Source organism: Variovorax sp. 160MFSha2.1 (assembly GCF_048305075.1).
Taxonomy (GTDB): domain Bacteria; phylum Pseudomonadota; class Gammaproteobacteria; order Burkholderiales; family Burkholderiaceae_C; genus Variovorax; species Variovorax guangxiensis.
Genome location: NZ_CP157624.1, coordinates 2,901,781 through 2,913,749, shown reverse-complemented (window position 1 = coordinate 2,913,749; position 11,969 = coordinate 2,901,781). Strand labels below are relative to the sequence as shown.

Genomic DNA, 11,969 nt, shown 5'->3' with positions numbered 1-11,969 from the left:
AACGGGATTCTACCGGCACCGGGCACCCGGTCCGGCACCGGCGTCAATCGGCGGGCCGGATCAGCCCAGGATCCAGAGCAGGACCAGGCCCAGAACGATGCTGCAGAGCCCGAAGAAACGCAGCTGGCCGTCGCGCAGCTGCATGAGCTGCCCGAAGCCGCGCCGCCACCCTCCCGGCGACACGAAAGGCAGGATGCCCTCGATCACCAGGACGAGCGCCAGCGCGCTCCAGAAAGTGTCGGCGCTCACGGCTCCTGAAGTCGGCTGCGGCCGGAAGTGATCAACGGCGAGGCGCGTTGGTGGTCGAGCCCGAGCCCTGCATGGCGCGGAAGAAGTCCGACGACGGGTCGAGCACCATCACGTCGCTCTTCTTGTTGAAGCTCTGCTTGTAGGCCTCGAGGCTGCGGTAGAACTGCGCGAACTGCGGGTCGCGGCCGAAGGCCTCGCTGTAGGTGGCGGCAGCCTGGGCATCCCCTTCGCCCTTGATCTTCTGGGCATCGCGGTAGGCGTTCGCCACGATCACTTCGCGCTGGCGGTCGGCGTCTGCGCGAATCTTCTCGCCCTCGGCCGTGCCGGTGGAACGCAGTTCGTTGGCCACGCGCTTGCGCTCGGCTTCCATGCGGCGGTAGACCGACTCGGTGATGGCTTCCACGTAGTCGACGCGCGTGATGCGCACATCCACCACGTCCACGCCCCAGGGCTTGCTGCCCTTCACCACCGAGAGCACCTCGCGCTGCACGTCGGCCATCAGGGCCTCGCGGCGCACCGAGATCAGGTCGCGCACCGTGCGCTTGTTGATGTTTTCCTGGAAGGCGTTGCGGACCACGCGGTTGAGCTGCATGGCACCGGCGTTCTCGTCGAGGCCGACGTTGCGGATGTAGGCCTGCGGGTCGCTGATGCGCCAGCGCACGTACCAGTCGATCACCACGCGCTGCTTCTCTGCGGTGAGCATGGGCTCGGTGTCCACGCTGGAGAGCGTCAGCAGGCGCTTGTCGATGTACGACACGTTCTGGAACGGCGGCGGCAGCTTGAAGTTGAGGCCGGGCTCGGTGATGACCTGCTTGATCTGGCCGAGGGCATAGACCACGCCGAACTGGCGCTGGTCGACCACGAAGAGCGTCGAGCTTGCCAGTACCAGCAGCACGAGGATCGAGGTTGCGATGAATCCGATTCTGTTCATGTTCTTGCGGGCCTTTCTCAACGCACGTCGCGGTCACGCGAGCGGCCGTCGCGGCCGCGCACGTCGTTCGTGGCAGGGGCCACCGGGATGACCGAGGACTGTGCCGGCGCCGTGCCGGCGACGCTGGGGCTGGCCGCATCGACCGGCGTTGCCGCGTTGCCGCCGCTCATCTGCATGAGCTTGTCGAGCGGGAGGTACAGCAGGTTCGAGCCCTGCTTGCTGTCGACCAGAACCTTGGTGGTACTGGCGTAGATCTGCTGCATGGCGTCGGTGTACATGCGGTCGCGCGTCACCTGCGGGGCCTTCTGGTACTCCGACAGCACGGCGCTGAAGCGGCCCGCATCACCCTGCGCCTGAGCCACGATCCGCGCCTTGTAGGCCTCGGACTCTTCCTTCAGGCGCGAGGCCGTACCGGTGGCCAGGGGCACCACGTTGTTGGCGTAGGCCTGCGCATCGTTCTTGGTGCGCTCGCGCTCCTGGCCGGCCTTGAGCACGTCGTCGAACGCGGCCTGCACCTGCTCGGGCGGGCGCACACCGCCTTGTTGCAGGTTGATGCCGACGACTTCGACGCCGATCTTGTAGCGGTCGAGAATGGTCTGCATCAGCGCGCGCACGCGCGGCGCGATCTGGTCGCGCTCCTCGGCGAGCGCGGCGTCCATCTTCATCTTGCCCACCACCTCGCGCACGGAAGTCTCGGCCACCTGCACGACGGTGTCGGCGGGCGACTTGCTCTCGTACAGCCAGGCGCGCGGGTCGCTCAGGCGGTACTGAACGGCGAACTTGATCTCGACGATGTTCTCGTCTTCGGTCAGCATGGCCGATTCGCGCAGGCCGGTGGAACGCACGATGGCGTCGCGGCCCACGTCGGCCGAACGGATCTGCGTGGTCACCACGACTTCGTGGCGCTGGATGGGATAAGGCAGGCGCCAGTTGAAGCCTGCGCCCACGGTGCTCTTGTACTTGCCGAACTGGGTGATGACGGCCTGCTGGCCTTCGTTCACGATGAAGAAGCCGGTGCCGAGCCAGATCAGCACGGCCACCGCCGCCACGAGGCCGATGCCGAAGCCTGCGTTCTTCATGTCGGGCTTGTAGCCGTTGCCGCCGCCGCCATTGGGACGGTTGCCGCCGCCCTTGCCGCCGAAGAAGCCGCCGAGCTTGCGGTTGAGGTCGCGCCAGAGTTCATCGAGGTCGGGCGGGCCCTGGTTGGGGCCCTGGCCGCGGGGACGGTTGTCGTTGCCGTTGTTGCCTTGGGGCGGGGGCGTGGGGCCGCCGGGGGGATTGGCATCGGGGGGCCGGTTGCCGGCCGGTCGGTCGCCGTTGGAGGAGGACGGCTCGTCGCCGCGCCCCCATCGGCCGTCGTTCAGGTTGAACATGCCCAGAAACCCTCTCCGCGCTGGCTTTGAATTCATTCGCTTCGTTCTCTTGTCAGTGGCGGGATTGTGCCCAATCCATCGGTTGCATCGTGCAATTCAGCGTCCGCAGCAGGGGTCATCGTATCGGGTGCGGAGCCTGACTGCCGGGCAAGCTCGGCTCGGAGCAGCGGCACGCCCTCGCCGGTCCTGGCGCTGAGGAAGATGCGGGGGACCTGCACGCCGTCGATTTCCATCTCGTCCTGCAGATGCAGCGGATGCTGCGTGCTTTCAAGGGCGTCGAGCTTGTTGAAGACCAGAAGCTGCGGCACGGCGTCCGCGCCGATCTCGCGCAGCACCGACTGCACCTCGGCCATCTGCTCGGGGTAGTGCGGGTTGGAGGCATCGACCACGTGCAGCAGCAGGTCGGCATCGACCGCCTCCTGCAGCGTGGCCTTGAAGGCATCGACCAGCCCGTGCGGCAGGTCGCGGATGAAGCCCACCGTATCGGAGATCGACACCTGCCTGCGCGCATCGCCCAGGTAGAGATGGCGCGTGGTGGTATCGAGCGTTGCGAACAGCTGGTCGGCCGCATAGGCGCGCGCCTTGACCATCGCATTGAAAAGCGACGACTTGCCCGCGTTGGTGTAGCCCACCAGCGAGATGTTGAAGGCGTCGCGGCGCTCGCGCTGGCGGCGCTGCGTGCCGCGCTGCTTCTGCACCTTGGAGAGGCGCTCGCGCGTGCGCTTGATCGACTCGCCGATCATCCGGCGGTCGAGCTCGATCTGCTTCTCGCCCGGGCCTCCGCGCACGCCCGCGCCGCCGGTCTGGCGCTCGAGGTGCGACCAGCGACGAACCAGCCGCGTGCTGAGGTACTGCAGGCGGGCGAGCTCGACCTGCAGCTTGCCTTCGTGCGAACGCGCGCGCTGGGCGAAGATTTCGAGGATGAGGAAGGTCCGGTCGTAGACAGCGACGTCGAGCTGGCGCTCGAGGTTGCGCTGCTGCGCAGGGCTCAGGGCCTGGTCGAAGATGACCTCGCTCGCCCTGTGCAGGGCAGCCAGCTCCTTGATTTCTTCGGCCTTGCCGCTGCCAACGAACAATGCCGCGTCGGGCGCCTTGCGCTTGCACGCGAGGCGGGCGACGGGCGTGAGGCCCGCGGTCTGCGCAAGCAGGCCGAGTTCCTCGAGTTCGCTGTCGAAATGGGGCAGCCCGAAATCGACGCCGACGAGAACGGCGGCGCCTTCCTGGCGGGAAGTCAGTTCAGACAAGCGGGATCAGAAATAGGGAAAAGCGCGGCAGCGGTGCCGCCGCGCTCCGCGCGATCAGGCGGCGTTGTCGTCGTTCTCGGTAGCCGAGAAGTTGACGGCACGACCTGGCACGATGGTGGAAATGGCGTGCTTGTAGACCATCTGCGTCACCGTGTTGCGAAGCAGCACGACGTACTGGTCGAAAGACTCGATCTGGCCCTGCAGCTTGATACCGTTCACCAGGTAAATGGAGACCGGCACATGCTCGCGACGCAAGGTGTTCAGAAACGGGTCTTGTAGAAGTTGCCCTTTATTGCTCACGATATTCTCCGTGTTCAAGAGTAGTTGTTGGAGGAGAAGACCTTAACACAGGGTTTCCGCGCCGCAGCAATCGCACCCAAAAGCCTTTGAAAAATAACGTCTCTCAAAAGCCGGAACTTCGACCCCGGTCAGAACTCAACGGCGGCCATCGGCCGCCAAATTCAGTCAGTCGTCCTTGTCGACGAAGGGATTGTGGGAGCTCTTGAACTCGATGCGCAAGGGGGTACCCACGAGATCGAACTCCTTGCGGAAGCGTCCCTCGAGGAAGCGCTTGTAAGCATCGGTCACATGTTCGAGCGAATTCCCGTGGATCACGATCACCGGCGGGTTCATGCCCCCCTGGTGCGCATAACGCAGCTTGGGACGGAACATCCCGCTTCGCTTGGGCGCCTGGAACTGCACCGCCTCCAGCAACAACCTCGTCAGCACCGGCGTCGACATCTTGCGCGTGGCCGACTTGTGAGCCTGCGCGATGGCCTGCCAAACCGGGCCCAGGCCCTGGCGCTTGATGGCCGAGATGAAATGCAGCGCCGCGAACTTCAGGAACGCGAGGCGGGTCTCGATCTGCCGCTGGATCTGCTCGCGCTGGTAGCTGTCGACCGCGTCCCACTTGTTGATGGCGATCACCACCGCGCGGCCGCTTTCGAGGATGTAGCCTGCGATGTGCGCGTCCTGGTCGGTCACGCCCTGCGTGGCATCGAGCAGCAGCAGGACGACGTTGGCCGACTCGATGGCCTGCAGCGTCTTGACCACCGAGAACTTCTCGATCGCCTCGAACACCCTGCCCTTGCGGCGCAGGCCTGCCGTATCGATCAGCTCGAAGCGCTGGCCGTTGCGCTCGAAGGGTACGGATATTGCGTCGCGCGTAGTGCCCGGCATGTCGAAGGCCACGAGGCGCTCTTCGCCCAGCCAGGTGTTGATCAGCGTCGACTTGCCCACGTTGGGACGACCTGCCACAGCCAGCTTGATCGGCTTGTTGACGTCGTCCTCTTCCTCCTCGTCATCGGGGTCGGGAAGGTTCAGCGGCGCCAGCGCCAGCTCGACCAGGCCGCGCATGCCCTGCCCGTGCGCCGCGGACACGCCGTGCACCTCGCCCAGCCCGAGCTCGTAGAAGTCCACCAGCTTGGTGCCGTCGTGCATGCCCTCGGCCTTGTTGGCCACCAGCACGCAGGGCTTGCCGATACGGCGCAGCTCGTTGGCGATGTCATGGTCCTGCGCGGAGAGTCCTTCTCGTGCATCGACCACGAAGATCACGACGTCGGCCTCGGCGACGGCCTGTCGCGTCTGCTTGGCCATCTCCTTGTAGATGCCGCTGCCGGCGTCAGGCTCGAAACCGCCGGTATCGATGACGATGAATTCGCGCTTGCCCAGGCGGCCGTTGCCGTAGTGGCGGTCGCGCGTGAGGCCGGCGAAGTCGGCGACGATGGCGTCGCGCGTCTGCGTGAGCCTGTTGAAGAGGGTCGACTTGCCGACGTTCGGCCGCCCGACCAGGGCCACGACCGGCTTCATGGCCGGCCTTTCGAGGGCGCGGTTTTCATGGTCGGGCCTTGGAAAGAGAGAAGGAAAGAAGAAAGAGGGTTACTCGGGGCGATAGCCAAACACGCCACCCTTGGCGGTCACCACGACCACCGTGTTGCCGGCCAGTGCCGGCGCAACGGTGATGGCCGAGCCGTCCGGCGTGATGCGGTTGAGCAACGCGCCGTCTTCACGCGAGACGAAATGCAGGGTGCCGGTGTCCTCGCCGATGATCAACGAGCGGCCCACGGCCAGCGGCGAAGTCAGCACGCGGTTCTTGAGGCGCGACATCTGCCAGGCGCGCTCGCCGTCGGCACGGCGCCAGGCCACGACGCTGCCGTCGGACTCGGTACCGTAGACGAAGCTCTCGTTGCCGCTGACGCCGTCTGCGCCCGAGGCAGGCTTGCTCCAGACCAGCGAACCGCGCACCGTTTCGACGCAGCCGACGCTCGCGTAGTACGCACGCGCGCAGATCGTGTCGCCGAAGCGGCTCACGCTGCCGGTCAGGTCGACCAGGCGCTCCACATCGTTGGTGCCGCGCGGCGCCGCAATGGGCGATTCCCAGCGCGAAGTGCCGTTGGCGGGGTTGATGCCCACCAGCCGGCCGCCGATGCCGGCCACCAGCGTATCGCCCACGGCGAGCAGCACGCCCGACTTGCGCAGCACCAGGTTCTCGCCCGCGCGCTGCTGGATCCACAGGCGGCGGCCGCTCTGGCCGTCCCAGGCGCTGATGCTGCGGTCGGCGGTCTGCACGAACACGCGGCGGCCCGCCACCAGGGGCGCGGTGAAGGCCTGCGCCGAAAGCTTCTGCTTCCAGAGCACCTTGCCGTTCTCGATGGCGACCAGCTCGTTGCCGGTGGTGACGACTGCCGCCACCGATCCGTCGCTGCCCACACCGGCCGCCAGCGGAGCGCCAGCGCTGGCGCGCCAGACTTCACGGCCGGCGCGCGCGTCGATGGCAACCACCGTGCCGTCGCTGCCGGCCACGGTGACCGTGTCGCCGCTGACGTCGGTGGTCAGGGGGAACTTCACCTCGGGGATGCGCACCGTCCACGCCTGGCGCACGCCCATCAGGGCCGGGTTGGCGGGAAGCTCGTCCGGCTTCGGCTTGGACGAACCCGAGCAGGCAGCCAGGAGCGCTACCAAAACGAGAGCTGATCCCGCACGCAGGGCGGACGATTCAGGCATGAGGCGCTTGAAATTCATGATGCGGTCAGGGAGTCTTGGGAGCTGCGGGAGTGACGGTGACTACAGGAGCCAGGCTCTTAGGGTCGACGCCGACCGCGTTGAGCTTGATCTCCACCAGGCGGCGGTAGTCGGAAGTGGCGCCGAGGCCAGTCCAGGCCTTGCGGTATTCGGTCTGAGCCTCTGCGCGCTTGCCCTGGGCCAGGTAGATGTCGCCCTTGCGGTCGGCCACCAGGGGTTCGAATTCCTTCGGCACGCCGCTGTCGAGCTGCTTCAGGGCCTCGTCGTAGGACTTGCCGTCGAGCAGCTCGGCCGCCAGCCGCAGCCGGGCAACGGCCTTGTAGCCGGGGTCGATGGCGTTCTGGGCCACCCATTCGAGCTCGGCGCGCGAACCCGCGGCATTGCCCTTCTCGTACAGCGTCTTGGCGACCAGCAGGCCGGCCTGCTGCGCGTAGGTGGTGCCCGCGAAGCGCTTCTTCATGTCGTCGAGCACGAGCGCGATGCGCGCCGGGTCGCCCGCCTGCGCGGTCTTCTCGATCTCGTCGTAGAGCGACGAGGCCTGCGCCGCCTTGTTGCGGCCATACCATTGCCAGCCGTTCCAGGCCACGAAGGCGCCGGCAACGAGCAGCACGACCGAGGTGATCAGGGTGCCGTAGGTATTCCAGAAATGCTTGAGCTGGTCGAGCTGTTCCTGTTCTTCGAGGTCGAGATGGGTTGCCATGCGTGTCAGGTATTGGGAGCCGGCGATTGTAGGGTGGCGGCCCAGGCGGCCACTTCCGAAAGAGACCGGGCGACTTGGGCGCCGCCTGCGTCGCGCAGCGACTTGACGGTGACCTCGCCGCGCGCCAGTTCGTCTTCGCCGAAGATCAGTGCGTAGCGCGCACCGCTCGCGTCGGCCTTCTTGAACTGCGCCTTCATGTTGCCGCCGCCCGCGTGCTGCAGCACGCTGACGCCTGCGGCGCGCAGTTGCTCGAGCACCATCATGACCTGCGGCAGCACCGCGGCCGAGGGAACGACGGCATAGGCCGCGGGCGCCGCGGACGGCACCGGCAGGCCCAGTTCCTGGATCAGCAGCAGCAGCCGCTCGATGCCGAGGCCGAAGCCCACGGCCGGCGCCGGCTTGCCACCCATCTGCCCGATGAGCCCGTCGTAGCGCCCGCCTCCGCAGACGGTGCCCTGCGAGCCGAGCTGTTCGGTGACCCACTCGAAGACGGTGAGGTTGTAGTAGTCCATGCCGCGCACCAGGCGCGGATTCACGCGATAGGCCAGGCCCGCGGCGTCGAGCACGGCCCGAACGGCGTCGAAGTGCGCGCGCGATTCCTCGCCGAGGAAGTCCATCAGCTGGGGCGCGGCCTCGACGATGGCCTGCATCGCCGGGTTCTTCGTGTCGAGGATGCGCAGCGGGTTGCTGTGCAGGCGCCGCTTCGCATCGGCGTCGAGCACGTCCGCATGCGCCTCGAAATGGCGGATCAGCGCATCACGGTGCGCCTGGCGCTCCGCCGGCTGGCCGAGGCTGTTGATCTCTAGGCGCACATGCTCGCCCTCGACCAGGCCGAGCTCGCGCCAGAGCGCGCGCACCATGAGGATCAGTTCGGCGTCCACGTCGGGGCCCGGGAAGCCGAGCGCTTCGACGTCGAGCTGGTGGAACTGGCGGTAGCGCCCCTTCTGCGGCCTCTCGTGGCGGAACATCGCCCCCATGGTCCACAGGCGCAGCGGGCCGTTGTAGAGCGCGTTGTGCTCGACCATCGCTCGCACGATGCCGGCCGTGGCCTCCGGGCGCAGCGTGAGCTTGTCGCCGTTCATCGAGTCGGTGAAGGAGTACATCTCCTTCTCGACGATGTCGGTGACCTCGCCGAGACCGCGCACGAACAGTGCGGTAGGTTCGACCACGGGCGTCACGATGTAGTGGTAGCCGTAGCGGGCCAGCAGTTGCCGCACCTTCTGTTCGAACCACGACCACAGCGCCGAATCGGGCAGGCGGTCGGTGCGCGGCACGCTCGCCGGCAATATGTCGTTCATGCCTTTGACGGCATTGATCTTGTCAGCCATAGGAGAAAGCGGTCAGGCGACGTCGGCAGCCAGCGGCTGGCCGAAGCGCTTTTCAATGTAGTTTTCGACGAGCTGATGGAACTCGTTGGCGATATTGTCGCCGCGCAGCGTGAGGGCCTTTTCGCCGTCGATGAAGACCGGTGCCGCAGGCGCCTCGCCCGTACCGGGCAGGCTGATGCCGATGTCGGCGTGCTTGCTCTCGCCGGGGCCGTTGACGATGCAGCCCATGACGGCCACCTTCAGCGTCTCCACGCCCGGATATTTCTTGCGCCAGACCGGCATCTGCATGCGCAGGTAGTCGTCGATCTGCTTGGCAAGCTCCTGGAAGGTGGTGCTGGTGGTACGGCCGCAGCCCGGGCAGGCGGTGACGCTCGGCACGAACACGCGCAGGCCCAGCGCCTGCAGGATCTCGGAGGCGATCACCACCTCCTGCGTGCGCGACTCGCCCGGCTGCGGCGTGAGCGACACGCGGATCGTGTCGCCGATGCCCTCCTGCAGCAGGATCGACAGCGCCGCGGCCGACGCCACGGTGCCCTTGGTGCCCATGCCGGCCTCGGTGAGGCCCAGGTGCAGCGGATAGTCGCAGCGGCGGGCCAGCTCGCGGTAGACCGAGATCAGGTCCTGCACGCCGCTCACCTTGCACGAAAGAATGATCTGGTTGCCGGCCATGCCCATCGACTCGGCCAGCCTGGCGGACTCGATGGCAGAGGTGATCAGCGCCTCGTACATCACCTGCTTGGCGTCCCAGGGCTCGGCGCGCCGGCTGTTGGCGTCCATCAGGCTGGCGAGCAGTTCCTGGTCGAGGCTGCCCCAGTTGACGCCGATGCGCACGGGCTTGTTCCAGCGCATGGCGGCGTCGATCATCTGGCCGAACTGCCTGTCCTTCTTGTCGCCCTTGCCCACGTTGCCGGGGTTGATGCGGTACTTGCTCAGCGCCTCGGCGCAGGCCGGATATTCGGTCAGCAGGCGGTGGCCGTTGTAGTGGAAATCTCCCACCAGCGGCACGTCGATGCCCATGCGGTCGAGCTGCTCGCGGATGTAAGGGACCTGCGCGGCGGCCTCGGGCGTGTTGACCGTGATGCGGACCATCTCGGAGCCGGCCTGGGCCAGCTCCTTCACCTGGATCGCCGTACCGATGGCATCGACGGTGTCGGTGTTGGTCATCGACTGCACGCGCACCGGGGCGTCGCCGCCCACGGTGACCACTCTCGGCCCCCAGACCACGCTGGCCTGGCGCGAGCGGCGGGCCTTGGGAGCCGCGGCCTCGATCGGAACGGGAAGGCAATTGCCAGTGGAGGTCACGACTTCACCTCGAAACGCGCCACGCCACCACCCTTGGTGAAGGGCTTCAGGTCAAAGGGCTGGCCACGGACCTGCACGTCGACGCTCGAAGCGCGGCCGACCACGACCGACAGCGGCAGCGTGCCCGACAGCCCCACCGTTTCGCCTGCCTGCAGGCTGCGGCGCAGCAACTGCTTGCCGCCGGCTTCGGTCACGGTGATCCAGCATTCCTCGCGAGCCACGAAGACCAGCTGCTGGCTGCTCGAGGCTGCAGCCACGGGCGTGGCCGCAGGTGCAGCAGCAGCCGTGGCAGCCGGCGCGGCAGCGGTAGCCGCGGGCGCACCGGAAGCAGGCGCCGCGGCCGGAGCCTCGCTGGCCACCGGACCACTGGGCGCCACGGCCTGTGTGGGCACGGTTTCGGCCACGGATCCGCCGGCCGAGGCCGGACCGTTGGCGGACGGCGATTCCGCACCGGAATCGCCGCGCGCCGCAAGGCGCGACACGGAAGCGCCGAGCTGATCGAACACCGACTGCGGCAGCCAGAACAGCGCACCCGCGCCGATCAGCAGCAGCAGCACGACGATCAGCAGCGGCCGCGAAGGCAGCCCGCTGGAGCGGCCGTTGCCGTTCCAGCGTGGCGTGCCCGAATTGATGTTCGAGCGGAGGGTGCGGTCGGTTTCGGCGAGCGACACCTTCTGCGTGCTGGGCAGCTTCGCGAGCACGGGGGCCGGGTCGATGCGCAGGGCGCGGCAGACGCTGCTGGCCAGTGCGCGGGCGAAGACCGGGTCGGGCAACGAGGCGATGTCGTCCGCCTCGAGCGCCATGAGCTTCTGCGGCGGGACCTTCAGGGCCGCGGCCACCATCTCGATGTGCAGGCCGTGGGCCTCGCGCGCCTCGCGCAGCAGGTCACCGGCCGTCTTGTTCGCGATATCGCCAGCTTCCAGTGGCAATGCTGCGGAAGTGCCGAACTCCGAAACCCGATCAGTCATTGAAATTCCCGCGCTCGTACGCTGTTGCCTCCCGCGACTGGGGGAAGCGTCGTTGCAGTTGGCCTCCCAACTGCGCGACTGCCTCGCGGTTGTTCAGCTTACGTTCGATCTTGATGCCCAGCCAGAGCGTCTCTGCGCTGGCCGCGGCGCTGTTGTTGACGCGGCGGATGTAGAACTGCGCGCGCGACCATTCCTCGCGCTGCGCCAGCACGGAAGCCAGGTTGAAGGCGACCACCGGGTTGCTGGCGTCGATCTCGTAGGCCTGCATGAGGGTGCGCTCGGCCTTGTCGCGCTGGCCGGCCTTGAGCTCGCACACGCCCTGTGTCATGAGCGTCTTGGCGCGCTCGGTGTAGGTCGGTACGGCCAGGGCCTCGCCGAACTGGGCGGCCGCGTCGCCATAGCGGTTCTGCTGGCACAGCAGCCAGCCATAGTTGTGGCGTGTGTTCGGGTCGCGCGGATTGATCGCGATGGCACGGCGGAAGCTGTCTTCGGCCAGGGCGGCGTCGTCGAGCCGCATGTAGACCAGGCCGCGCAGGTTGTAGGCGTCGGCGTTGTTCGGGTCGGCGGCCAGCGCCTGCTTGATTTCGTCGAGCGCGACGGTGGTCTGGCCGTGCTCGAAGTAGCCGGCGGCCAGTTCCATGCGCAGGCGCGCGCGGCGCTGGCGGCTGGACTCGTCGGACTCGGTGACGATCTCGGTGCCCTTGGACGAGTTGCTGCTGTCGGCCAGGCTGGTGGTGGTGGTGCGCGTGCTCACGCAGCCCCCAAGCAGCAGCGACACGGCGACGCCCGCGAAACCCACCGTCAGCATCCGCTGCACGTTCGCGGTCGTCATCGAAATGGCCATGCTCATCGG

12 protein-coding genes are annotated in these 11,969 nt (G+C 67.3%); all 12 read right to left on the bottom strand.

Annotation, left to right across the window (positions count from 1 at the left end; all coding sequences use genetic code 11):
* Window positions 1–60: 60 nt before the first annotated feature.
* The 12 genes from ABL838_RS13050 to pilW all read right to left on the bottom strand — a co-directional run bounded on the left by ABL838_RS13050 (window position 61) and on the right by pilW (window position 11,966).
* Window positions 61–249: a DUF2065 domain-containing protein gene (locus ABL838_RS13050; protein WP_126018845.1), complete on the bottom strand. Its 189-nt coding sequence runs from the start codon at window positions 247–249 to the stop codon at window positions 61–63.
* A 31-nt stretch (window positions 250–280) separates the two neighbouring features.
* Entirely contained in the window at window positions 281–1,180 is a 900-nt protein-coding gene (gene hflC / locus ABL838_RS13045) for a protease modulator HflC (RefSeq protein WP_184638568.1), read from the bottom strand.
* Between the two features lie 17 nt (window positions 1,181–1,197).
* Window positions 1,198–2,553 carry an FtsH protease activity modulator HflK gene (gene hflK / locus ABL838_RS13040; RefSeq protein WP_126018841.1) on the bottom strand — a complete coding sequence of 452 codons (1,356 nt, stop codon included), beginning with the start codon at window positions 2,551–2,553 and terminating at the stop codon, window positions 1,198–1,200.
* A gap of 32 nt (window positions 2,554–2,585) precedes the next feature.
* Window positions 2,586–3,797 carry a GTPase HflX gene (gene hflX / locus ABL838_RS13035; RefSeq protein ID WP_184638570.1) on the bottom strand — a complete coding sequence of 404 codons (1,212 nt, stop codon included), beginning with the start codon at window positions 3,795–3,797 and terminating at the stop codon, window positions 2,586–2,588.
* A 54-nt stretch (window positions 3,798–3,851) separates the two neighbouring features.
* Window positions 3,852–4,097 carry an RNA chaperone Hfq gene (gene hfq, locus ABL838_RS13030; protein WP_026346229.1) on the bottom strand — a complete coding sequence of 82 codons (246 nt, stop codon included), beginning with the start codon at window positions 4,095–4,097 and terminating at the stop codon, window positions 3,852–3,854.
* 165 nt (window positions 4,098–4,262) lie between these two features.
* Window positions 4,263–5,606, bottom strand: coding sequence for a ribosome biogenesis GTPase Der (gene der / locus ABL838_RS13025; RefSeq protein WP_184638572.1), 1,344 nt, complete (start codon window positions 5,604–5,606; stop codon window positions 4,263–4,265).
* Window positions 5,607–5,675: 69 nt separating this feature from the next.
* A complete protein-coding gene (gene bamB, locus ABL838_RS13020) occupies window positions 5,676–6,818 on the bottom strand; it encodes an outer membrane protein assembly factor BamB (protein ID WP_418120155.1) in 1,143 nt (380 codons plus the stop codon).
* A gap of 7 nt (window positions 6,819–6,825) precedes the next feature.
* Window positions 6,826–7,518, bottom strand: a complete 693-nt coding sequence (locus ABL838_RS13015; RefSeq protein ID WP_418125569.1) for a YfgM family protein — start codon at window positions 7,516–7,518, stop codon at window positions 6,826–6,828.
* A gap of 5 nt (window positions 7,519–7,523) precedes the next feature.
* Complete coding sequence (hisS, locus tag ABL838_RS13010; protein ID WP_184638578.1) at window positions 7,524–8,846, bottom strand: histidine--tRNA ligase; 1,323 nt, start codon at window positions 8,844–8,846, stop codon at window positions 7,524–7,526.
* A 12-nt stretch (window positions 8,847–8,858) separates the two neighbouring features.
* The gene (gene ispG / locus ABL838_RS13005) at window positions 8,859–10,148 is read right to left on the bottom strand and encodes a flavodoxin-dependent (E)-4-hydroxy-3-methylbut-2-enyl-diphosphate synthase (protein ID WP_418125568.1); all 1,290 of its coding nucleotides are present in this window, start codon (window positions 10,146–10,148) and stop codon (window positions 8,859–8,861) included.
* The gene (locus tag ABL838_RS13000; RefSeq protein ID WP_126018824.1) at window positions 10,145–11,116 is read right to left on the bottom strand and encodes a helix-turn-helix domain-containing protein; all 972 of its coding nucleotides are present in this window, start codon (window positions 11,114–11,116) and stop codon (window positions 10,145–10,147) included. The genes ispG and ABL838_RS13000 overlap by 4 nt, the downstream gene beginning before the upstream one ends.
* Entirely contained in the window at window positions 11,109–11,966 is an 858-nt protein-coding gene (pilW, locus tag ABL838_RS12995) for a type IV pilus biogenesis/stability protein PilW (protein ID WP_126018822.1), read from the bottom strand. The genes ABL838_RS13000 and pilW overlap by 8 nt, the downstream gene beginning before the upstream one ends.
* Window positions 11,967–11,969: the final 3 nt, after the last annotated feature.